Genomic DNA, 21,988 nt, shown 5'->3' on the forward strand with positions numbered 1-21,988 from the left:
TACAAACTGTATTTTGGTAAATAGAGAACTTTTATTTACTGGAAGTTTTACTTTACTTGCCTCTTGCAAGAAGAGGTGGAAAAAGGAAGGAGACAAGATGAAGAATAGACGTGTAGAAGAGATTAAAAAGCGGATTGCAAAGAGAAAAGAAGAACAAGAGAGGCTCGAGGAAGAACAGTATTTTTCAGAAGGTAACTTTGATGGAGAAACGATGTTCATTGAAGAAGGTGAAAAAGAGGTGCATCCTCTTTTTCGAAAAGAAGTATTTTTATTTAAATTTTTATTAGCAGCAATTCTCGTTCTCTCGGTAGCTATTTTATTTAAAAATGCACCGGCTTCTTTTGATGGAGCAAAAACGGTTGTAAAACAAATTATGCAAGAAGAATTTCAGTTTGCTACTGTATCTAAATGGTACGAAGATCAATTTGGAAAACCGCTTGCCTTTCTACCTGCAAATGAAAAGAAACAATCAGCGCAGCAAAAAGATTATGCAGTTCCAGCTTTAGGGAAAGTCATGCAAAGTTTTCAAAAAGATGGTCAGGGGGTATTTGTACAAACAGCTGCGAATACAGCTGTTGAATCTGTAAATGAAGGAGTTGTCATTTTCGCTGGTAAGAAAGAGGAATATGGAAATATAGTTGAGATCCAACATGCAGATGGTACGGAATCTTGGTATGGAAATTTAGGTGAGACATCTGTAAAATTATATGATTATGTTGAAAAGAAACAAAAGATTGGAACAGTTGGGAGCAGTGCAGATAACAAGAATGGTAAGTTCTATTTTGCAATCAAAAAGAATGAAAAATTTATCGATCCGATTCAGGTGATTTCATTTGAATAAATATAGTGAAGTATTGTCAAAAATTACAGTGCACCCACTGTTTTGGGGAATTATAGCGATTGGGATTTTTACAGCGCGTTTTAAAGAAATACTACTTTTATTTTGTATCGTTTTGATTCATGAACTTGGGCACGCCTTCGCAGCAGCTTATTATAAATGGAGAATTAAGGAAATAAAACTTTTGCCGTTTGGCGGTGTGGCGGAGCTTGAGGAGCATGGGAATAAGCCGTTAAAGGAAGAATTAGTCGTTGTAATAGCGGGACCTATTCAACATGTATGGATGATTGGGGTAGCGTATGTCTTGGTTAGGACAGGGTGGGTTAGTGAGGAACTGTATCATTTTTTTGTATGGAACAATTTAATTATTCTAGGGTTTAATTTATTACCAATCTGGCCACTAGATGGTGGGAAAGTATTGTTTAATGTTTTATCACATCAATTCCCTTATTTACAGGCGCATGAGAAGATGATGAAAATATCATGTGTTTTTTTTAGTGCGATATTAGGATGGCAACTCTTTTGGAATAGTAATAATATTATGATGTGGGCGCTTCTTCTGTTTTTAGCTATTTCTTTATATCAAGAATGGAAGCAACGGCGCTATGCATTTATGCGTTTTTTACTAGAACGTTATTATGGAAACAAGCGAGATATTGAAAAAATTGCTCCAATCGAGGTGCGAACGGACGACCGGTTGTATACGATTTTTACAAAGTTTCGGAGAGGGTATAAACACTCGATTATCGTTCAGGGCCAATATAAAGAGCACTATACATTAGATGAAAATGAATTGCTTTATGCATATTTTACTGAAAAACGAACAACTTCATCTGTAGCAGAATTAATCGGTTAGTGTTGACGATGACACTAACCTTTTATATTGTAAGAGGAAAAGAAAATAAAAAAGTGAGGAAAGTATTTTGAAGACGTTATACATCAACTATACTGGTTCGGAAAAGAGAGTTGCCGTCGAAGAAGAACAAGAGATTGTCGAACTACTATGGAAAAGAAACGAAGAACAAGAAATTGTCGGACATATTTACTTAGGACGCGTAGTACGTACAATTGCGGGGATGAATGCAGCTTTTGTAAATATAGGTTTAGAAAAACATGCATATCTTTCCTACGACGATGTTCCATCATCATATCGAATACATGAAGGGCAAGCGCTGCTCGTACAAGTTGTGAAAGAAGCAATTGATACAAAAGGTCCAAAGCTAACAGCTAATATAGAATTTACCGGGAAATATGTCGTTTATATGCCGTATGATGAGATGCGTGCTGTTTCCCGGAAAATAAAAAATTATAAGAAACGACAACAATTAATGGAAATTCAAGTAGGGGGAACTGGAGGTTTTATTTTTCGCTCAGCATGTGAAAAAGGTTCCGTGGATAAAGTTCAGAGTGAAATGAAACATTTTCAGGAGATGTTTGAAGAGTTAAAAAGAAAAGAGGGAAAAGGGAAGGCTCCTCTATTGCTTCATCGTCCTGAGACGTTTTTAGATCGTGTGTTTCAAGAAAACCCAGTTGAATCCATTTCAAAAGTAATAATAGACTCGCACAGTATTTTAAATGAAGTAGAAGATAAAGTAGGAAAAGAAAAAGTTATGCTTTATAATGAAAAAACTTCTATGTTTGGTCATTATGGTGTTGAGCGTGAAATTGAAAAAGCACTGCAAAAAATAGTGTGGCTTCCAAACGGCTCTTACTTAATCATAGAACAAATGGAGACAATGACTGTAATTGATGTGAATACCGGTAAATTTACTGGGAAACAGAACTTGCAAGATACAGTATTACGAACAAATGAAATAGCTGCGGAAGAAATTGCTCGTCAATTAAGATTACGTGATATTGGTGGTATGATTTTAATTGACTTCATTAATATGAAAAAACAAGAAGATAAAGAGAAGGTAAGAGAGAAACTCGTTTCTTCTTTACAAAAAGATCGTACATATACACGTGTTCTCGGATTTACAGAGCTCGGTATTTTAGAAATGACACGTAAGCGTAAGAAACATTCATTACGTGACGTATTACTAGAAGATTGTTTACATTGCAAAACGACAGGATATGTCATTTCAAATGAAACGATTGCATATGAGCTAGAAAGAGAGCTTATTACGTACAATCATGCAGAAGATGAAGCGGTGTTAATTGCAGCGCCCAAAGAAGTGCAAAAAATATTTTTACAAAAAGAATTGCAGAAAAATATACTACTTCAAATTTATTTCACAGATGAAGAAACTGAGAAGTATGCGATTATTCGATTTGGAACGAAGAAAGAAATCATGAATCGGAAAAAATAGTTAGCAGAACATTTATTGACAATGGTCTATGTTTCATGATAACATCTCTATGTTATAGTTTATAGCACCTAAACTGCTATATGCTACAACCGCACAAGACAGGTTCCTAAAAGACATGCTATGTCTACCTCGTTTTGGCGAGTCTTAGTAATTATGAGGAGGTGCAAGTATGTACGCAATTATCGAAACAGGTGGAAAACAAATCAAAGTTGAAGCTGGTCAAGAAATCTACATTGAAAAATTAGATGCTGAAGCTGGTGAAACTGTTACTTTTGACAAAGTTCTTTTCGTTGGTGGCGAAAACGTGAAAGTTGGTAGCCCAGTTGTAGAAGGTGCAACAGTTACTGCGAAAGTTGAAAAACAAGGTCGCGCTAAGAAAATCATCGTTTTCAAATACAAAGCGAAAAAGAACAATCGTAAAAAGCAAGGTCATCGTCAACCTTACACTAAGCTAGTGATTGAAGCAATCAACGCTTAATTCTGGTTAAGATGATTAAAATTACGATAAGTCGCACGAAGTTAGGAAGTATCCAATCATTTAAAATGACTGGACATGCCGATTATGCGCCGCATGGACAAGATCTTGTTTGTGCTGGAACAACTGCGGTTGTGTTTGGTTCTATAAATGCAGTGGAAGTACTTTGTAATGTGCAGGCAACTATTGAACTCGGAAGTGACGGCGGATTCTTAACGTATGAATTGCCTAATGATTTAGACGCTCATGCGATGGAAAAAGCACAAACACTTTTAGAAGGATTAGTTGTTTCGCTTAAGACGATTGAACTTGATTACGGAAAGTATATCCGTTTAATAGAAAAAGTGCAGGAGGTGTAACGTATGTTAAGATTAGATCTTCAGTTTTTCGCATCTAAGAAAGGTGTAGGTAGTACAAAGAACGGTCGTGACTCTCAGTCAAAACGTCTTGGTGCTAAACGCGCAGATGGTCAAATGGTTTCAGGTGGTTCAATTCTTTACCGTCAACGCGGTACAAAAATTTATCCAGGTGTTAACGTTGGTCGTGGTGGCGATGACACTTTATACGCGAAAGTTGACGGCGTAGTACGCTTCGAGCGTCTTGGCCGTGACCGCAAACAAGTGAGCGTATATCCTGTTGCTCAAGAAGCATAAGAAACTCACGGAAAACTCTAACCTGAGTGCAGGTTAGAGTTTTTCTATATTAAGGAGTATCTGGATGAATAAAAAATGGACAATTATAGATGCATTGCGCCATTCAAGACATGATTGGCTGAATCGTATGCAGATGATTAAAGGAAACCTTTCACTTGGAAGAGTGGAAGAGATTCATGGGCTCATCGAGCGTTTTGTCCAAGAAGCGAGACAAGAATCCTATTTGATGGAGCTATCAATGCCTCTATTTTCAGAATGGATTTTAACATATAATTGGAAACAGCAACCGTGCTTATTGGAGTACGAAGTATTAGGAGAACTACATAACTTATCTCATGTTGATGAGACTGTATATACATGGACGAGTCAATTTTTCTCAATACTTCAGCATAGTTTAGACGTTTATGTTGAAAATTATGTTTGTATCACAATTGAATGTAACGCGGAGAATGCTCGTTTCTTTTTTGATTTTCGTGGCAAGCTAACAAATGTAGAAGAACTGCAAACGTGGCTTACAAACCAAAACAATAAATGGTATTCCATTTCTTATACAATGCGAGATAACGAAGTCTCGGTTATATTACAACCAATTGAAAAAAGTGTGGTGAAATAATGTTTGTAGATCAGGTCAAGATATATGTAAAAGGTGGCGACGGTGGAAACGGAATGGTTGCGTACCGTCGTGAGAAGTATGTTCCAAAAGGTGGCCCAGCAGGTGGCGATGGTGGTAAAGGTGCAGATGTTGTTTTCGTTGTTGACGAAGGCTTACGTACATTAATGGACTTCCGCTACCAACGTCATTTCAAAGCTGATCGTGGTCAGCACGGAATGAGTAAAGGGCAGCATGGTCGTAAAGCTGACGATTTAATCGTAAAGGTTCCACCAGGAACAGTTGTAAAAGATGAAAAAACTGGTCAAATTCTTGCTGATTTAGTAACGCATGAGCAATCAGCAGTTATCGCAAGAGGTGGTCGTGGTGGTCGTGGTAACTCACGTTTTGCAACACCGACGAACCCAGCACCAGAAATTGCTGAGAATGGGGAACCAGGTCAAGAACGTGATGTAATCTTAGAACTAAAAGTATTAGCGGATGTTGGACTTGTTGGATTCCCAAGCGTAGGTAAATCAACATTATTATCTGTTGTATCATCAGCACGTCCGAAAATTGCAGAATATCACTTTACAACAATCGTTCCGAACCTAGGTGTTGTTGAAACAGGTGATAACCGTAGCTTCGTTATGGCTGACCTTCCTGGATTAATTGAAGGAGCACATGCCGGCGTTGGACTTGGACACCAATTCTTACGTCATATCGAACGTACACGTGTTATCGTGCATGTAATTGATATGTCTGGTTTAGAAGGCCGTGATCCATATGAGGATTATGTGACAATCAATGCTGAATTAAAAGAGTACAATCTGCGTTTAACAGAACGTCCACAAGTTGTTGTTGCAAACAAAATGGATATGCCAGATGCAGAAGAAAACTTACAAGCGTTTAAAGAGAAAGTAGGAGACGAAGTTCCAATCTTCCCAATCTCTGCAGTAACAAAACAAGGTGTTCGTGATCTATTATTTGAAGTAGCAAACTTAGTGGAAACAACACCAGAATTCCCAGTACATGATGTTGTAGACGAATCTGAAGCAAGTGTAATGTACAAATTTGAAACTGAAGGTGTTAAATTTGAAATTACACGTGAAAGCGACGGTACGTTTGTTATCTCTGGTTATGACATTGAGAAAACATTCAAGATGACAGACTTCTCGCGTGATGAATCTGTACGTCGTTTCGCTCGTCAAATGCGTGGTATGGGTATTGATGAAGCCCTTCGTGCACGCGGTGCAAAAGACGGGGATATTGTAAAAATTCTTGAATATGAGTTTGAATTTATCGATTAAGACTGCCAAAATACGGCAGTCTTTTTTTATATCGCAATAGTTAGATTGATATAGGAAAAAATCCCCACTAATTTAATTTTCAATTTATAATGGAAAAAAGGAGTAATTTTAAAAGAATTTTTTCATGGGGAGAAAAAGAACATGTATAAAATATTAATTGTAGAAGATGATGAGAAAATTGCGGGAATATTAGAAGAGCATTTAGAAAGGTACGGCTATCAAGCATTTAGAGCGAGCGATTTACGTCATATAAAAGATGAGTTTGTAAAAGTAAATCCTCATCTCGTGCTACTGGATATTAATTTACCGTATTTTGATGGTTTCTATTGGTGTCGTCAAATTCGTACTGTATCGAATGCGCCCATTATTTTTGTTTCTGCAAGAACAGGAGAAATGGATCAAGTAATGGCGATTGAAAATGGCGGAGATGATTACATTACGAAGCCATTCCATTTAGATATCGTAATGGCAAAGGTGAAAAGCGCACTTCGCCGTGGGTATGGTGAGTATGCTTCTGCGGCAGAGAGTGATTGTTTAGGTGTAAATGGACTGTTGTTATTTCCGTCCCAGCATATTGTTGAGTGGCAGGGGCAACAAACAGAACTGACAAAAAATGAGTTTTACTTATTAGAGTGTTTAATGAAACAGGCAAACCAATATGTAACGCGTGAAGAGCTGTTAGAAGCTCTATGGGATGAAGTAGCTTTTGTTGATGATAATACATTAACCGTAAATGTAAAGCGCGTAAGGAAGAAATTAGAGGAGTTAGGCATAAAAAATGCAATTGTAACGAAACGTGGATACGGTTACGCGCTCCTGACAGAGTGGGGCGAAGGGCATGAAGGTTAAAACGTACCTTATAGACCGCTTTTCTTTAATTTTATCTTATATTGTAAGCCTTTGTTTATTTGGACTCGTATTGCAGTTGCAAAGTATCTTAGAAAAAAGATCAATTGATTGGAGTGCGTGGTTATACGGGCTTTTATTAGGGACAGTTGTGTTTACTGTATACCTCATTTATGATTACCGAAAACGAAGTGTATTTTTAAATAGAATCGAAAAATATGTTGCTGGTGGAAATACATTACATGATTCTTTACTTATTGATGAATCTTATACACCAGAGCAAGAGATGGTCGTTGAGGCTTTCACTTTGCTAAGACAGCAATATATGAATGAAGTTCATAAACAGCATGCGAGAGAGCAACAGCAAATGATATTTATGAACCAATGGATTCACCAAATGAAAACACCAGTATCTGTTATTGAATTATTGTTGCAGAAGTTTGGTAAAGAGCATCGTGAAGCGAGAGTAACAGTTGAAAGTATTCGCGAAGAAAACAACCGCATACTAAATGGTTTAGATTTAGCATTACATATGGCAAGATTAGAGCAATTTGCAAAGGATTATAAAGTAGAAGTAGTAAATGTTATAGAGATTATTCGAGGTATTATTAATGAAAATCGAAAATCTTTCATTCAATCGTCAGTGTTTCCGAAAGTGATGTTTGAAGAAGATACTTGTATGGTTGCATCTGATAAAAAATGGCTAAGTATTGCTATAGGTCAAATTGTTGTAAATGCAATTAAGTATACAAAAATTTCAGAAGCAGAGAAAAAAGAAATTCAATTTCAAATTGAAGAGAAAGACAAAAAGGTGTTGCTACATATTAAGGACAATGGAGTTGGTATTCCAGAGCAAGATGTCAAGCGTATATTTGATCCGTTCTTTACGGGAATAAACGGCCGTAAAACGAGGGAAGCGACTGGGATGGGTTTATATATTACGAAGGAAATTTGCGATAATTTACATCATGGAATGTATGCCCAATCAGTTGTAGGAGAAGGAACGACATTCACGTTCCAATTTGCAAAAGATGAAGAATATCATACATTGATGAGAAAAATGACAAAATTGTAAGATAACAAATGGTTTTGTAAGAGAAATCACTCGTTTCTTTTTCTCATTTTTTTTATAGTAAATGTAAGAAGAAAACACATAGGGGGATTAGAAATGAGTGTTCTTGAAGTAAAAGGGTTAACGAAGGTGTACCAATCAAAAGGTTCAGTGGCAACGACCGCTTTACATGATATAAATTTTAAAATTGAGGAAGGCGAATTTGTTGGAATTATGGGGCCTTCAGGAAGCGGGAAAACAACGCTTCTGAATTTGTTAGCAACAATTGATAAACAAACATCAGGTCATGTTTACGTAAATGACGAGGAGATTAGCCAAATGCGTGCTAAAAAACTAGCGGAATTTCGTCGTACGCACTTAGGATTTATCTTTCAAGACTTTAATTTGCTTGATACGTTATCCATTAAAGAAAATATTATTTTGCCGCTTGTAATGGCAAAACGTTCTGTAAAAGAAATTGATACGAAGGTACTTGAGATTGCAAAGTTCTTAAATATTGAAGAAATCTTAAACAAAAAAGTATATGAAGTATCAGGTGGACAGCAACAACGTGCAGCAGCTGCACGAGCAATTATTCATGAACCAACATTAATTTTAGCAGACGAACCGACGGGGAACTTAGATTCTAAGTCTGCAAAATCGTTAATGGGTGCTCTGCAAGATTTACATGAACAGAAAAAAGTAACGATTGCAATGGTAACGCATGATCCAGTAGCAGCGAGTTATTGCGAACGAATTCTCTTTATACGCGATGGAGAAATTTTCTCAGAAATTCATAAAGGAAAAACAAAGCAAGCCTTTTTCCAAGAAATTTTAGATGTACTTGCGATGCTAGGAGGGGAATATCATGAACTTTCGCCAGCTCGCGCTTAATAATGTAAAAGGAAATTGGCGTAATTATAAAGCATTTCTTATTAGTAGTTGTTTATCGATTTTAGTATTTTTTATGTATGCTTCTTTTATCTATCATCCAGATGTAGTAAGCGGGAACATTAGCATGAAGGTGATGATTACAAAAGGATTAGAATCTATGAACTATATTGTTGTCATCTTCTCAGCACTCTTTATTCTATATGCTAACTCAACGTTTTTACGAGCAAGAAAGAAAGAGTTTGGTTTATTAACATTAATAGGTGGGACAAAAGTACAGCTTGGCCGTATGATTATACTAGAGCAAATGATTTTAGGTGTAATCGCAATTGTAGTAGGGATCGCTCTTGGTATGCTTTGTTCAAAGTTGTTTTTTCAAGCTTTAAGTGTATTGCTAGGTATAGATAAAACCCTTCCACTCGTTTGGAATGGAAAAGCAGTTTTGATTACAGCTAGTATATACTTCATTCTCTTTTTTATCTTATCATTGTTTGGTGTTTGGACAGTGGGACGCTTGCAAATTATTGATTTGTTAAGAGAAGCGAGAAAACAAAAAGTAGAGCCTTTTGCATTTACATGGTTATGTATCATCGGCGTATTATGCATTATTGTAGCGTATGTGCTTTGTTTCCAAGTTACATTGATGAATTTTTTGATGTATTTCTTACCAATTGTGGGACTCACAATTGCAGGGACGTATCTATTATTCACGCAAGGTAGCACTGTCGTATTAAAGGCGTTACAAAAACGAAAAAAATCTTTTTATACTTATCCAAATATGTTTGTACTTAGTAATCTCATCTATAAAATGAAAGACAATGCTCGCTTTCTCTTTGTTATTTCAATTATTACAGCTGTTGTTTCTTCCGCAATCGGTACGCTTTATGTATTCTTTCAAGATATGAGTTATAAAACAGTGGCTAGTACCCCTCATGCGATTTCATATGAGGAAAAGGGCGTAAATACGCATAATGTCATTAGTGACGAGAAAATGCAAGAGTTATTGAAAAAACACGGGTTTGAAGACGCGAGAAAAGTAACATATGTAAAACTTCCTGGAAAACAAAAATTGGCGATGTTTAATGGTGAGCATGAGATGCCTTTAAGTATTATTTCAGAAAAAGAATATAATGAAGAAGCACGTAAGCAAAAGAAAGAGGAAGTTCATAATGCACCAGGAAGCGCAACGATGGTTTTAATTGATATGATGAATGACTTTGTGAAGATAGATAGTACGAAGCCATTTGAGTTTACGCTGAACGGACAAAAACAGTCTATTAAGCTAAAGGATCCAATTTCGCAATCTGTTTTTAATGATGAAGGCTATCTCATTGTGAATGACCAAGACTTTGTGAAATATGCACAGCTCGTATCAGATGAAGAAAAGACGAAATATTACGGCTATTATATTGGAGATTGGAAAGGAACAGAGGATCTTGTAGTAGACTTGAAAAAAGAAATTGCACCAGAACAACAAGAGAATTTCCATAATTCTGTTCTTGCGTATAAAGCGATGAAGGAACAAGGGGCAATTACAATGTTCATCGGTTTCTTTGTAGCAGTACTCTTCTTCTTCTTTGCTTGTAGCATGACATACTTTAAATGGTTTAACGATAAAGAACAAGATCGTATTCAATTTAAATCATTAAAGCGAATTGGTATGACAGATAAAGAAATTCGTAAAATTGCAATTCGTCAAATGGGAGTTATATTCTTTATCCCAATTCTCATTGGTGCTATTCATAGCGGATTTGCTCTTCATACATTAGGGAAAATGCTTTATTTAGATCTATGGAAATCAGGTACGATTGTAATTGGAGCATACATTTTAGCTTCTGCGATTTACTTTATGATCGCGCAAAGAGGATATTTAAAACACGTGAAAAGCTAGGGAAACCTCTAGCTTTTTACGTATGTAGTATGTTACAGGAGGGCGATAGATGAATATTCGGCAACTAGCGATGCAAAATATAAAGGGGAATTGGCGTAATTATAAAGTGTTTTTCTTAAGCAGTTGTTTTGCGATATTTGCTTCTTATGCATATATGTCTGTCATTGTACATCCATACATGCAAGAAACGATGTGGTATCAAAACGTACGCTGGGGACTTATCATATGTAATGTTATAATTATTTCTTTTTTCGTTATATTTATTTTGTATTCTACTTCTATTTTTATAGAAGCACGTAAGAAAGAATTAGGATTATATATGTTAATGGGAGCGACGAAGTCTAACGTAATAGGAGTGATTATGACCGAGCAAATATTAATTGGAATTTTTGCTAATATTTTCGGTATTGGGCTTGGTATGATCTTTTTGAAACTCTTTTTTATGGTATTTAGTATGTTACTTCGCCTTCCGAAAGAACTCCCTGTCATATTTGACGTGAGAGCGATTGGTGTAACGTTTGTTACATATATGGTCGTTTTTATTCTGTTATCTTTTATAAGTGCTTTACGTATATGGAATATAAAAATCATTCGGTTATTGAAAGAATTTCGAACAGATAAAAAAGAGAAGAAAACTTCAAGGTGGCTTTGTTTATTCGGTTTTGCTTGTTTAGGAACGGGATATGCGTTAGCGCTACAAGTGACGATGGCAACGATAGCGTTATACTTTTTTCCTATATCTATACTTATCTTTTTTGGAACGTATTTTTCTTTTACACACGGTATTAGCCAATTGTTAGAAATGATAAAACGAAATAAAAAGATTATGTATACATATCCGTATTTATTTATAGTGAATCAATTGTCACATCGAATGAAGGAAAATGGTCGATTTTTCTTTATATTGTCCATGGCAACGACGTTTGTAGTTACGGCAACAGGTACGGTGTTCTTATATTTTTCAGGGATGCAAGATATGTGGCGAGATGGAGGAGTACACTCATTTTCTTATCTAGAAAAAGGTACTTCTTCTCATGAAGTCTTTGAGGAAGGTGCGGTTGAAAAATTATTGCATCAATATGGGTATGATGATTTTCAATATATGAGTTTTGTTGGAGTGTATGCATCTTTTCAGTCCAATAAAGGAGAAACAGAAGTTGCACCGCTTATAAAGGAAAGTGAATACAATCAAGAGGCGAGAAAACAAAAACAGAAAACGTATCATCCTAAAAAAGGAACAGTGACACTTGTTTATTATAATAAACGCAATCATCCGAATGTATATAATCAAAAAGATATTCAATTACAAGTAATGAATCAAACGTATCAATTCGCATTTAACGGTCAGAAAGAAGGGGTACAATTTAACTATCACCCTTCGCATATTAATGGTCTGTTTTTCGTCATGAATGATGAAGATTTTGCTAGTATTGCAAATAAGGTTCCGGATTCTGAAAAAATGATATATAGAGGTTATATATTATCAAATATTGAAAGTTCAAAGGAATTAAATGCAGATTTACGGAAACATATGAAACAAGATACAAATGATACATTTCGAAATAATATGGAGTTATATGTGAATATGAAAGAGTTCGGCGATATTACTCTATTTGTAGGCTCGTTCATTAGTATATTATTCTTCCTTACTTCATGTAGTATCGTATATTTTAAATGGTTTCATAATATTGCATCGGATCGTAAACAGTATGGGGCGCTCTCTAAACTTGGAATGACGAAAGAAGAAGTGTGGAAAATTTCTCGTTGGCAATTATGTATGCTATTTTTTGCGCCAATTATAGTAGGGAGTATGCACAGTGCAGTTGCGTTATATACGTTTCATAATACTGTCTTTATGGACGGATCCTTAAGAAAAGTAGGCTTATTTATTCTGTTTTACATTGCGGCATGTATCGTTTATTTCTTCTTCGCTCAAAGAGAATATAGGAAACATTTAGACTAGCAAATGCTAGTCTTTTTTAAATATTCGAAATTTATATAGAGGAATATAAATATTTATGGTATAACAGTAAGAAAACGAAAAAGAGGGGAAAGATGATGATTCGAGTTGGCTATTTAGGACCAGAAGCAACATTTACAAATATGGCGGTGAGTCGTTTTTTTCCGGAAGCAGAGCATGTACCGTATCGAACGATTCCTGATTGTATGGATGCTGCGGCAAATGGAAATGTAGATTTTGCGGTTGTACCACTAGAAAATGCAATAGAAGGGTCAGTAAATATTACTGTCGATTATCTTGTACATGAGCAGCCGCTCTGTATTGTAGGAGAAATTACAGTACCTATTCAGCAACATTTGCTTGTGCATCCACAATATGAAGAAATGTGGAAAGAAGTATACGCTGTACATTCTCATCCGCATGCGATTGCGCAGTGCCATAAATTTTTAAATGAAGAATTAAAAGGTGTAACAGTCCGTGATATGACATCGACAAGTGCGGCAGCGCAGTATGTGAAAGAACATCCAGAAGAAAGGATCGCAGCAATTGCAAATGAAGCGGCAGCGGAAAAGTATGGGTTAGCAATTGTGCAGCGTGATATTCATACGCATAAAAACAATCATACGCGTTTCCTAGTGTTACATAAAAAGAAGCAAGCGTTATTGCCGAAAAATGGTGAGAACCGCGGAGAGAAAACGACACTTATGATAACGTTACCTGCTGATTATGCGGGGGCACTTTATCAAGTGTTATCAGCTTTCGCATGGAGAAAATTAAATTTATCAAAAATTGAATCTCGTCCGATGAAAACGGGCCTTGGAAATTACTTTTTCTTAATCGATGTTGATAAGGAGTATGATGATGTATTATTGCCAGGCGTGACGATGGAGCTTGAGGCGCTTGGTTTTTCTGTTACGGTGCTAGGGAGTTATTCTTCGTATTGGTTGTAGACATAAATAAGTCCCACCAGATGATAAGGTGGGATTTTTTATGTTATTTCAATTTCGCTAAACGATCTGTTAATTGCTCACGCCAAACTTCTGCCAGCTCTGAAACGCCAAGGATTTTCTCCATCGCCTCTTTATCTTTCCGTCTATGAAAATATACTTCGTTAGAAAATAGAATAGAAACTTGACTTGGATGGCGCTCTAGTAGTTGAATCGGTGAGTCTTTCCGAACAACACCTTCTTGAAGAACACGACATAAATAGCCAGTATAACCCGTTTCTACAATGCGAGGTAAGATTCCAGGGATACCGAGACGTTTGGAAATGGTACTACATGGCACTCTACCTTGTGTGACTTGGATAATTGCTTCACCTAATTGATATGTATCACCGATGAAAACATCACGTTCTAACATATTTGTAACAGTAATATTTTCGCCAAATGTAGAGGGTGGGAGCGCTGTTTGGAATTCTTGTTCCCATAGTGCGTAATGTTCATGTGGGTAGACACAAACAGCGCGATCAGGTCCACCGTGGAATCTGAGGTCAGCTACACCATCTCCGCGAAAGCCATCTTTTGATAAAAAAGCCTCTTCTGTAAGGACTTTACAGATGCCCGTTGTCATTTCTTTATTTTCTCCATATTGCATTTGCTTCGGTTTGCCGGTACTAAAGTGAATGAGTTCGATCCCCATATGTTATCCCCCTTTATAATTGATTTCAATATTATATCACTTCATATGAAAAAGCACAGAGAGTAATATCGTTCTCTGTGTTTTTTCATCTATTCATGTACGATTGGTGTAAATGTTAATAAACAAGAAATCCGGCGCGATCCAGCGCTTCGCAGGCAGCGTTTAATTTTTCAGTGGAATCTGCTTCAATTGTATGTAAGTGGATCCCATCTGTTAATTGAGATAGATAGGATGCCTTTGTTTCTTCGATCTTTTGTAAATATTGTTCAACATCAAAGCGGTTGCTGACCATAATAGAAGCTGTTAAGTCACCGTATACAGGATGTTCTACTTTCACATCTTTAATCGTAACACCATGATCGACAAGCATTGTTAGTTCCTGGCGGACTTCATTTGGTTTATGTTGACAGACGATAACACGTTCAAAAGCTTGTTGTTTTGCTTGTGGTTTTAAATATAAATACCCTTGTGCAGTTGCAATAATTGGTTCATTTCGTGCTTTTAGTAAGGAAATATCTTGCACAATGACTTGTCTGCTGACATTTGTTTTCTTGGATAACTCACTTCCAGATAACGGTTCGTTAGCTGCAAGGAGCCACTGCAGGATGAGCTGTCTTCTTTCTTCTCCTAAAATTTTTTTTCGATCATTTTGTTTCATTATAATTTAACACCTCTATAAAATTGATTTCCAATTGTGTGTAGTGCATGAATGGTTGCATCGATATGTTCTTTTGTTGTATGACGTCCAAATGAAAAGCGGACGTATTGTTTTGCCTCTTCATACGTTTTTCCAATTGCAAGCATTGTTTTTGAAGGTTCTTGTTTGCCGACTTGACATGCGCTACCTGTTGAAATAGCGATGCCATGGCGATTACATTGTAACATTGTGTACTGACCTTCTATTCCCTTTATTGTAACCCCAATAATATGAGGTAAACAAGAAGTAGAATGACCTTCTACTTGAATTTCAAGAGGAATTGCTTGTAATTGTTCCGTAAAATAAGATCGTAATTGTTCAAAACGAGTTCCTTCTTCTTCTCGGTCATCTAATATATGTTCTGCCGCTGTTAGAAAGGAAGCAATGCCAGGCACATTAACTGTACCAGGACGAAATCCTTTTTCATGAGAGGTCCCTGGGAAGACTTGTCCCCAACGAACTTGTGGGTTTATATAGCAAGCACCTACACCTTTTGGTCCATATATTTTATGTGCAGAAACAGAAAGGCTATCAATATGCATCGCTGTAACATCAACTGGGAGTTTACCAAACGTTTGTACACAATCTGTATGAAATAAAATATGGTGTTTTTTTAGTAGGGCTCCAATTTTTGAGATAGGCTGAACGGTACCAATTTCAGAGTTACCGTGTTGAATACTTGCCAAAACTGTATCGTCTGTAATCGCTGCTTCTAAAGCTTCAAGATTAATAAGCCCGTATGAATCTACAGGAATTTCTGTAATTGTATAACCTTGGTTTGTTAATGACTGAAAGTAGCTGCGAATGGATGCGTGTTCCATTGGTGTCGTAAGAATATGTTTGCCGCTTTTTGCATTTAAGAGTGATTGGATTGCAAGATAATTAGATTCAGAACCACCGCTTGTGAAAAATACTCCTTGTTCTTTGCCTCCAATCATTTCTGCAAATGCTGCCCTGCAAACTTGTAGTAAAGATGAAGCTGTTCCTCCGATGTCGTGTAAGCTTTGTTCATTACCGAAGTATTGCTCTGCTGCTTTCGTATATGTGTCGAGCGCTCCTTTGCTCATTGGTGTTGTAGCCGCATAGTCAAGATATATCATAATGTGTAGTCCTCTCTATAGTAGAGTTACATTCGTTTTTATTTTAAAGTAGTATGAAAAATTCGTTAAACTCCTTGGTAAAAATATTACTTTCTAAAAAACTCTTGTCATTATTTTAAATCTATGTAAATATAGGTGTCAAGACAGTTGAAAAGTGTAAAGTAGGAGGCAATGATCATGCCAAGTGCAGATGTCTTAATTATTGGAAGTGGTGTTGCAGCACTTAGTGTTGCGAAAGAGATTTGTCACGAAAAGAATGTGATGATTATCACAAAAAAAACAGGGCGAAATAACAATACGCATTTAGCACAGGGCGGAATTGCAGCAGCTGTAGCTACCTATGACAATGTGAATGATCATTATGAAGATACGGTAGCGGCTGGTTGTGACTATAACAACGAGGAAGCTGCTCGATATTTAGTTGAAGAAGGACCGAAAGAGATTCGAAAGCTTATTGCAAATGGGATGAAATTTGATGGGGATGAAAAAGGGCCTCATCTTGGAAAAGAAGGCGCGCATCGAAAACGACGTATTTTACACGCTGGGGGAGATGCAACAGGAAAAAACTTATTAGAGCATTTGATTCAGGAAGTAGCTCCTTACGTTACAGTAGTGGAGCAAGAAATGGTGCTCGATTTAATAATAGAAAATGATACATGTAAGGGTGTTTTGACCCGTGATAGTGAAGGACATATACATCGTTACTATGCTGAACACACTGTATTAGCTACAGGTGGTATTGGAGGCGTGTATGCATTTACGTCTAACGATGAGACGATTACAGGTGACGGACTAGCAATCGTGTACCGAGCTGGTGGAGAGTTGGTTGATTTAGAGTTTATTCAATTTCATCCAACGATGCTCTATGTAGGTGGTCGTTGCTGCGGACTTGTTTCAGAAGCTGTACGGGGTGAAGGGGCTGTTCTGGTAAATGAAAAAGGACATCGTTTTATGCTGGACGTACATCCGCAGCACGACCTTGCACCGCGTGACGTAGTGGCACGTGCGATTCATGAACAGCTTCTTTCAGGTGAAAGTGTATACTTGGATATTTCTTCTATTCAAAACTTTGAAGAGCGTTTTCCTACTGTATCTGCATTATGCAAAAAGAATGGGATAGATGTAAAACAAAATAGAATACCAGTTGTACCTGGTGCTCATTTTCATATGGGTGGTGTGAAAACGAATTGTGACGGAGAAACATCAATTGCACGATTATATGCCGTTGGTGAAGTAGCTTGTAACGGTGTTCATGGTGCAAACCGTTTAGCGAGTAATTCGTTGCTAGAGGGACTTGTGTTCGGAAGACGAATTGGAGCGCATATTTTAGCTCATCCAGTACAAGGAAAAGAAAACGGTTATGAAAGAATTCATGAAGTATCTACAATTCCTCAATTACCAGCGAAAAAAGAGATACAAGAACAGATGATGAAATACGTAGGGATTGTACGAACAGAAACGAGCTTATTATGTGCGAAGCAATGGTTTGAACAGTATGGTGTGCACAGCATTCAACTGCAATATGGAGCTTTTACAAATGAAGATATAACAATTATGAATATGCTAACAGTTTGCCAGCTCATTACAGAAGCGGCATTGCAAAGAAAAGAGAGCATAGGTGGTCATTATCGTGGTGATTATCCAAGCAAAAATAAAATAACAAAAGAAATTATTCTTGCTAATAAAAAATTACAGCTTGTGTAATGAGGGGAAGAGGGGTCTTATGAACGCGTTAAAGGTAAGAAAAGCATTAGAAAGTTTTTTTCTAGAAGACATTGGGGAAAGAGATGTAACATCTCAGCTCATTTTTCCTGACAATTTAAAGGCAAAGGGAACATTTCTTGTAAAAGATACAGGGATATTCGCAGGGACAGCGGTAATTGAACAAGGTTTTCGATTATTAGATGAAAGTATTCAAATTGAGCTTCATAAAAAAGATGGAGATCTCGTAGAAAAAGGAGAAATTTTAGCCACTGTACAAGGCCCGATTACCTCTCTATTAACAGCAGAGCGTGTAATTTTAAATGTCATTCAAAGAATGAGCGGTATAGCAACGATGACACAAAGAGCAGTTCGGGCGTTAGAAAGTGACCATACACGTATTTGTGATACAAGAAAAACAATGCCAGGGCTTCGCATGTTTGATAAACACGCAGTCGTTTGCGGAGGAGGGTATAACCATCGCTTCGGGTTATACGATGGTGTCATGATTAAAGATAATCACATTGCTTTTGCAGGGTCTATTACAAACGCAGTCACATCTGTAAAAGAAAAACTTGGGCATATGGTGAAGGTTGAAGTGGAGACAGAGACAGAAGAACAAGTCCGAGAAGCCGTAGCTGCAGGAGCAGACATTATTATGTTCGACAACCGTACACCAGAAGAAGTGCGTGAGTTTTCTAAAATGGTTCCAAGTGCAATTGTAACAGAAGCATCAGGTGGGATTACAATTGAAAGTTTATCAAAATATGGAAAAACAGGGGTGGATTACATTTCACTCGGATTATTAACACATTCTGCAGGAGCATTAGATATTAGCTTTAATATTGAGGTTTAAGGCGAGAGGGTTAGAGGGGGAGATTATTGATGAGTATTTTAGAGAGGGTTCAACCAATCGAAACGATGTTACCAGAGCGTTATCAAACAATGTCAGTACAACAGATGGAAGAGCGTGTTCGTGAAATTAAAGAAAAACTAGGGGAAACGTTATTTATTCCAGGGCATCATTATCAAAAGGATGAGGTCGTTCAATTCTCAGATGCTGCAGGAGATTCATTGCAACTTGCACAAGTAGCGGCTAGCAATAAAGCGGCAAAATATATCGTATTTTGTGGTGTGCATTTTATGGCCGAAACAGCAGATATGTTAACGACAGATGAACAAGTCGTTATCTTACCAGATATGCGTGCTGGCTGTTCGATGGCAGATATGGCAGATATTGAACAAACAGAGCGAGCTTGGAAAGAACTTACGCAGTTATTTGGAGGTACGATGATTCCATTGACATATGTCAATTCTACAGCAGCTATTAAAGCATTTTGCGGTCGTAATGGCGGTGCCACAGTAACATCTTCTAATGCTAAAAAAATGGTGTCTTGGGCATTTACGCAAAAAGAGCGTCTTGTCTTTTTACCGGACCAGCATTTAGGAAGAAATACAGCGTATGACTTAGGGATTCCATTAGATAAAATGGCGGTTTGGGATCCGCATACAGATTCATTAGAGTACGATGGGGATATAGAAGATGTAAAGGTAATTTTATGGAAAGGGCATTGTTCGGTTCATCAAAATTTCACTGTCAAAAACATTGAAAGTGTACGGAAAAACCATCCTGATATGAATATTATTGTTCATCCAGAATGTTGTTATGAAGTGGTAGCAGCTTCTGATTATGCAGGATCGACAAAATATATTATCGATATGATTGAACAAGCACCGTCTGGGAGCAAATGGGCGATTGGTACAGAGATGAATTTAGTCAATCGAATTATTCATCAGCACCCAGATAAAGAAATCATTTCGCTAAACCCTTTTATGTGTCCTTGTTTAACGATGAATCGCATTGACTTACCACATTTATTATGGGTGTTAGAAACGATAGAAAGAGGAGAGGAAATCAATGTTATTCAGGTAGACAAACAGGTGACAAAAGAAGCAGTCCTTGCTCTAAATCGTATGTTAGAGCGTGTGTAAAAGCGACGGATTTCCGTCGCTTTTTTATTAAACATAATTAGCCAATCGTAGTCATACATTGTGTTGAGGGAATCATTGTATTTTTCATATTCGTGCAATATTGTGTATGACTAAATGGTAAGAGCAACAGTGTTAAACCATAGAGGATAGTTTCATTTTATATTATTTTTGTTTATAGATAAGTAATACAGGAGGGGGAAAATTTGAAAATTCATATCGTGCAAAAAGGGGATACCCTTTGGAAAATTGCGAAAAAGTACGGAGTAGACCTTGAAACGTTAAAAAAGGCGAATACGCAGCTTAGCAATCCCGATTTGATTATGCCAGGTATGAAAATAAAAGTACCATCTAGCAGTGTGCATGTGAAAAAAAATATGGGTGCTGGCTCAGCTCCTCCAAAAGAATATGTAAAAGAGGTACAACAAAAAGAATTTGCAGCGACACCTACGCCGCTTGGGATAGAAGATGAAGAAGAAGCACCATATCAATCTGCGCCAATTACGCAGCAACCGGCTATGCAACAAACACAAAAAGAAATACAAGTAAAGCCGCAAAAAGAAATGCCGATTCAGAAAGAAGTGCCGATTCAGAAAGAAGTGCCAATACAAAAAGAAAAACCAATTCAGAAAGAAGTACCTATTCAAAAGCCGCCAGTTGTGGAAAAACCAGCTGTAATTGAAAAGCCGCCAGTCGTGGAAAAACCAGCTGTAATTGAAAAGCCACCAGTTGTAGAAAAAGTAGAGAAACCCGCGGAAAAAGAAAGTACAAAGTTTTCAGTAAATATATTACCACAGCCACCCCAACCACCAATGAAACCTAAAAAAGACTATAAAATTTCAGATGTAATAAAAAAAGGAAGCGAGTTAATTGCTCCACAAATTCATAAGATGAAGCCTAACAATATAGTGTCGCCACAAACGAAAAAAGAAAATGTAGGAAACATAGTATCACCGCAAACAAAAAAAGAAAATGTAGGAAACATAGTATCGCCGCAAACAAAAAAAGAAAATGTAAGTAATGTTGTTTCGCCACAAGTGCAAAAGAAAAATGTAGGAAACATAGTGTCACCACAGACGAAAAAAGAAAATGTAAGTAATATTGTTTCGCCACAGGTACAAAAAGAAAATGTGGGTAATATAATGTCACCGGATGTAACAAAAGAAAAACTGGTTATTCCACAAGTAACACCACCAAATATTACGATGCCAATGATGGATAATAATCAACCGCCGAATATGATGCCGAATATGGATAATGACCAAATGCCGAACATGATGCCGAATATGGATAATAATCAAATGCCGAACATGATGCCGAATATGGATAATAACCAAATGCCGAATATGATGCCGATAATGGATAATAACCAAATGCCGAACATGATGCCGATAATGGATAATAACCAAATGCCGAACATGATGCCGATAATGGATAATAACCAAATGCCGAATATAATGCCGATAATGGATAATAACCAAATGCCGAACATGATGCCGATAATGGATAATAACCAAATGCCGAACATGATGCCGAATATGGATAATGACCAAATGCCGAACATGATGCCGATAATGGATAATAACCAAATGCCGAACATGATGCCGAATATGGATAATAACCAAATGCCGAACATGATGCCGAATATGGATAATAACCAAATGCCGAACATGATGCCGATGATGGATAATAGCCAAATGCCGAATATAATGCCGAATATGGATAATAACCAAATGCCGAATATAATGCCGAATATGGATAATAACCAAATGCCGAATATAATGCCGATAATGGATAATAACCAAATGCCGAACATGATGCCGATAATGGATAATAACCAAATGCCGAACATGATGCCGATGATGGATAATGACCAAATGCCGAACATGATGCCGATGATGGATAATAACCAACCACCGCCAATGATGCCGCAACCAATACCGATGCCATATCAATCACAAATGATGCCACAACAGTACCCATATTATCAAATGCCATATCAACCACAGCAAAATCCGTATTATCAAATGCCGTATACACAAGG

Annotated in this window: 20 protein-coding genes, 1 pseudogene and 1 other annotated feature; of the genes and pseudogenes, 18 read left to right on the forward strand and 3 right to left on the reverse strand. The window is 37.0% G+C overall.

All coding sequences use genetic code 11. From position 1 onward, the window contains the following. Window positions 1–97: 97 nt before the first annotated feature. From AC1M36_RS05900 to pheA, 14 genes are all read left to right on the forward strand, one after another. Complete coding sequence (locus tag AC1M36_RS05900; protein WP_336450240.1) at window positions 98–841, forward strand: M23 family metallopeptidase; 744 nt, start codon at window positions 98–100, stop codon at window positions 839–841. Beyond that, window positions 834–1,694 (forward strand): M50 family metallopeptidase, encoded by an 861-nt coding sequence (locus tag AC1M36_RS05905; protein ID WP_336450239.1) that lies wholly within the window; start codon window positions 834–836, stop codon window positions 1,692–1,694. Before AC1M36_RS05900 ends, AC1M36_RS05905 begins: the two co-directional genes overlap by 8 nt. Window positions 1,695–1,761: 67 nt before the next feature. After that, the gene (locus AC1M36_RS05910) at window positions 1,762–3,150 is read left to right on the forward strand and encodes an Rne/Rng family ribonuclease (RefSeq protein ID WP_336450238.1); all 1,389 of its coding nucleotides are present in this window, start codon (window positions 1,762–1,764) and stop codon (window positions 3,148–3,150) included. 77 nt (window positions 3,151–3,227) lie between these two features. Further along, window positions 3,228–3,305, forward strand: a sequence feature (ribosomal protein L21 leader region). Window positions 3,306–3,319: 14 nt separating this feature from the next. Beyond that, window positions 3,320–3,628 carry a 50S ribosomal protein L21 gene (rplU, locus tag AC1M36_RS05915; protein WP_003200848.1) on the forward strand — a complete coding sequence of 103 codons (309 nt, stop codon included), beginning with the start codon at window positions 3,320–3,322 and terminating at the stop codon, window positions 3,626–3,628. Window positions 3,629–3,639: 11 nt separating this feature from the next. Further along, window positions 3,640–3,984: a ribosomal-processing cysteine protease Prp gene (locus AC1M36_RS05920; protein ID WP_336450237.1), complete on the forward strand. Its 345-nt coding sequence runs from the start codon at window positions 3,640–3,642 to the stop codon at window positions 3,982–3,984. A gap of 3 nt (window positions 3,985–3,987) precedes the next feature. Then, window positions 3,988–4,278, forward strand: a complete 291-nt coding sequence (rpmA, locus tag AC1M36_RS05925; protein WP_017150650.1) for a 50S ribosomal protein L27 — start codon at window positions 3,988–3,990, stop codon at window positions 4,276–4,278. A 64-nt stretch (window positions 4,279–4,342) separates the two neighbouring features. Beyond that, window positions 4,343–4,891 carry a sporulation initiation phosphotransferase B gene (locus tag AC1M36_RS05930; RefSeq protein WP_336450236.1) on the forward strand — a complete coding sequence of 183 codons (549 nt, stop codon included), beginning with the start codon at window positions 4,343–4,345 and terminating at the stop codon, window positions 4,889–4,891. Further along, window positions 4,891–6,177 carry a GTPase ObgE gene (obgE, locus tag AC1M36_RS05935; RefSeq protein WP_336450235.1) on the forward strand — a complete coding sequence of 429 codons (1,287 nt, stop codon included), beginning with the start codon at window positions 4,891–4,893 and terminating at the stop codon, window positions 6,175–6,177. The genes AC1M36_RS05930 and obgE overlap by 1 nt, the downstream gene beginning before the upstream one ends. Before the next feature lie 141 nt (window positions 6,178–6,318). Continuing rightward, window positions 6,319–7,026 (forward strand): response regulator transcription factor, encoded by a 708-nt coding sequence (locus AC1M36_RS05940; protein ID WP_336450234.1) that lies wholly within the window; start codon window positions 6,319–6,321, stop codon window positions 7,024–7,026. Beyond that, window positions 7,016–8,098, forward strand: a complete 1,083-nt coding sequence (locus AC1M36_RS05945; RefSeq protein WP_336450233.1) for a HAMP domain-containing histidine kinase — start codon at window positions 7,016–7,018, stop codon at window positions 8,096–8,098. The genes AC1M36_RS05940 and AC1M36_RS05945 overlap by 11 nt, the downstream gene beginning before the upstream one ends. A 93-nt stretch (window positions 8,099–8,191) precedes the next feature. Continuing rightward, window positions 8,192–8,968, forward strand: coding sequence for an ABC transporter ATP-binding protein (locus AC1M36_RS05950; protein ID WP_336450232.1), 777 nt, complete (start codon window positions 8,192–8,194; stop codon window positions 8,966–8,968). After that, window positions 8,943–10,856, forward strand: a complete 1,914-nt coding sequence (locus tag AC1M36_RS05955) for an ABC transporter permease (RefSeq protein WP_336450231.1) — start codon at window positions 8,943–8,945, stop codon at window positions 10,854–10,856. The genes AC1M36_RS05950 and AC1M36_RS05955 overlap by 26 nt, the downstream gene beginning before the upstream one ends. A gap of 49 nt (window positions 10,857–10,905) precedes the next feature. Continuing rightward, entirely contained in the window at window positions 10,906–12,819 is a 1,914-nt protein-coding gene (locus AC1M36_RS05960) for an ABC transporter permease (protein ID WP_479845650.1), read from the forward strand. A 95-nt stretch (window positions 12,820–12,914) separates the two neighbouring features. Further along, window positions 12,915–13,766: a prephenate dehydratase gene (gene pheA / locus AC1M36_RS05965; protein WP_336450623.1), complete on the forward strand. Its 852-nt coding sequence runs from the start codon at window positions 12,915–12,917 to the stop codon at window positions 13,764–13,766. Between the two features lie 43 nt (window positions 13,767–13,809). On the opposite strand, the gene AC1M36_RS05970 is transcribed toward pheA, so the two are convergent. The 3 genes from AC1M36_RS05970 to AC1M36_RS05980 all read right to left on the reverse strand — a co-directional run bounded on the left by AC1M36_RS05970 (window position 13,810) and on the right by AC1M36_RS05980 (window position 16,257). Further along, window positions 13,810–14,457: an MOSC domain-containing protein gene (locus AC1M36_RS05970; RefSeq protein ID WP_336450229.1), complete on the reverse strand. Its 648-nt coding sequence runs from the start codon at window positions 14,455–14,457 to the stop codon at window positions 13,810–13,812. A 115-nt stretch (window positions 14,458–14,572) separates the two neighbouring features. Then, the gene (locus AC1M36_RS05975) at window positions 14,573–15,115 is read right to left on the reverse strand and encodes a transcription repressor NadR (RefSeq protein ID WP_336450228.1); all 543 of its coding nucleotides are present in this window, start codon (window positions 15,113–15,115) and stop codon (window positions 14,573–14,575) included. Further along, window positions 15,115–16,257 carry an IscS subfamily cysteine desulfurase gene (locus AC1M36_RS05980; RefSeq protein ID WP_336450622.1) on the reverse strand — a complete coding sequence of 381 codons (1,143 nt, stop codon included), beginning with the start codon at window positions 16,255–16,257 and terminating at the stop codon, window positions 15,115–15,117. Before AC1M36_RS05980 ends, AC1M36_RS05975 begins: the two co-directional genes overlap by 1 nt. Window positions 16,258–16,431: 174 nt before the next feature. On the opposite strand from AC1M36_RS05980, the gene nadB reads away from it, so the two are divergent. From nadB to safA, 4 genes and pseudogenes are all read left to right on the forward strand, one after another. Beyond that, window positions 16,432–17,958 carry an L-aspartate oxidase gene (gene nadB, locus AC1M36_RS05985; RefSeq protein ID WP_336450227.1) on the forward strand — a complete coding sequence of 509 codons (1,527 nt, stop codon included), beginning with the start codon at window positions 16,432–16,434 and terminating at the stop codon, window positions 17,956–17,958. Window positions 17,959–17,977: 19 nt separating this feature from the next. Next, window positions 17,978–18,811, forward strand: coding sequence for a carboxylating nicotinate-nucleotide diphosphorylase (nadC, locus tag AC1M36_RS05990; RefSeq protein ID WP_336450226.1), 834 nt, complete (start codon window positions 17,978–17,980; stop codon window positions 18,809–18,811). A gap of 29 nt (window positions 18,812–18,840) precedes the next feature. Then, window positions 18,841–19,947 carry a quinolinate synthase NadA gene (gene nadA, locus AC1M36_RS05995; RefSeq protein WP_336450225.1) on the forward strand — a complete coding sequence of 369 codons (1,107 nt, stop codon included), beginning with the start codon at window positions 18,841–18,843 and terminating at the stop codon, window positions 19,945–19,947. Between the two features lie 203 nt (window positions 19,948–20,150). After that, window positions 20,151–20,319, forward strand: a pseudogene (gene safA, locus AC1M36_RS06000) (SafA/ExsA family spore coat assembly protein); the annotation flags it as partial. Between the last annotated feature and the right edge of the window lie 1,669 nt (window positions 20,320–21,988).

The organism is Bacillus sp. Medicinal_06 (assembly GCF_056711665.1).

What these genes read in the sequence shown, in the direction of transcription:
- AC1M36_RS05900 (WP_336450240.1), top strand. Translation starts at nt 98, where the DNA reads ATGAAGAATAGACGTGTAGAAGAGATTAAAAAGCGGATTGCAAAGAGA.
- rplU (WP_003200848.1), top strand. Translation starts at nt 3,320, where the DNA reads ATGTACGCAATTATCGAAACAGGTGGAAAACAAATCAAAGTTGAAGCT.
- AC1M36_RS05920 (WP_336450237.1), top strand. Translation starts at nt 3,640, where the DNA reads ATGATTAAAATTACGATAAGTCGCACGAAGTTAGGAAGTATCCAATCA.
- rpmA (WP_017150650.1), top strand. Translation starts at nt 3,988, where the DNA reads ATGTTAAGATTAGATCTTCAGTTTTTCGCATCTAAGAAAGGTGTAGGT.
- AC1M36_RS05930 (WP_336450236.1), top strand. Translation starts at nt 4,343, where the DNA reads ATGAATAAAAAATGGACAATTATAGATGCATTGCGCCATTCAAGACAT.
- obgE (WP_336450235.1), top strand. Translation starts at nt 4,891, where the DNA reads ATGTTTGTAGATCAGGTCAAGATATATGTAAAAGGTGGCGACGGTGGA.
- AC1M36_RS05940 (WP_336450234.1), top strand. Translation starts at nt 6,319, where the DNA reads ATGTATAAAATATTAATTGTAGAAGATGATGAGAAAATTGCGGGAATA.
- AC1M36_RS05945 (WP_336450233.1), top strand. Translation starts at nt 7,016, where the DNA reads ATGAAGGTTAAAACGTACCTTATAGACCGCTTTTCTTTAATTTTATCT.
- AC1M36_RS05950 (WP_336450232.1), top strand. Translation starts at nt 8,192, where the DNA reads ATGAGTGTTCTTGAAGTAAAAGGGTTAACGAAGGTGTACCAATCAAAA.
- AC1M36_RS05955 (WP_336450231.1), top strand. Translation starts at nt 8,943, where the DNA reads ATGAACTTTCGCCAGCTCGCGCTTAATAATGTAAAAGGAAATTGGCGT.
- AC1M36_RS05960 (WP_479845650.1), top strand. Translation starts at nt 10,906, where the DNA reads ATGAATATTCGGCAACTAGCGATGCAAAATATAAAGGGGAATTGGCGT.
- pheA (WP_336450623.1), top strand. Translation starts at nt 12,915, where the DNA reads ATGATTCGAGTTGGCTATTTAGGACCAGAAGCAACATTTACAAATATG.
- AC1M36_RS05970 (WP_336450229.1), bottom strand. Translation starts at nt 14,457, where the DNA reads ATGGGGATCGAACTCATTCACTTTAGTACCGGCAAACCGAAGCAAATG.
- AC1M36_RS05975 (WP_336450228.1), bottom strand. Translation starts at nt 15,115, where the DNA reads ATGAAACAAAATGATCGAAAAAAAATTTTAGGAGAAGAAAGAAGACAG.
- nadB (WP_336450227.1), top strand. Translation starts at nt 16,432, where the DNA reads ATGCCAAGTGCAGATGTCTTAATTATTGGAAGTGGTGTTGCAGCACTT.
- nadC (WP_336450226.1), top strand. Translation starts at nt 17,978, where the DNA reads ATGAACGCGTTAAAGGTAAGAAAAGCATTAGAAAGTTTTTTTCTAGAA.
- nadA (WP_336450225.1), top strand. Translation starts at nt 18,841, where the DNA reads ATGAGTATTTTAGAGAGGGTTCAACCAATCGAAACGATGTTACCAGAG.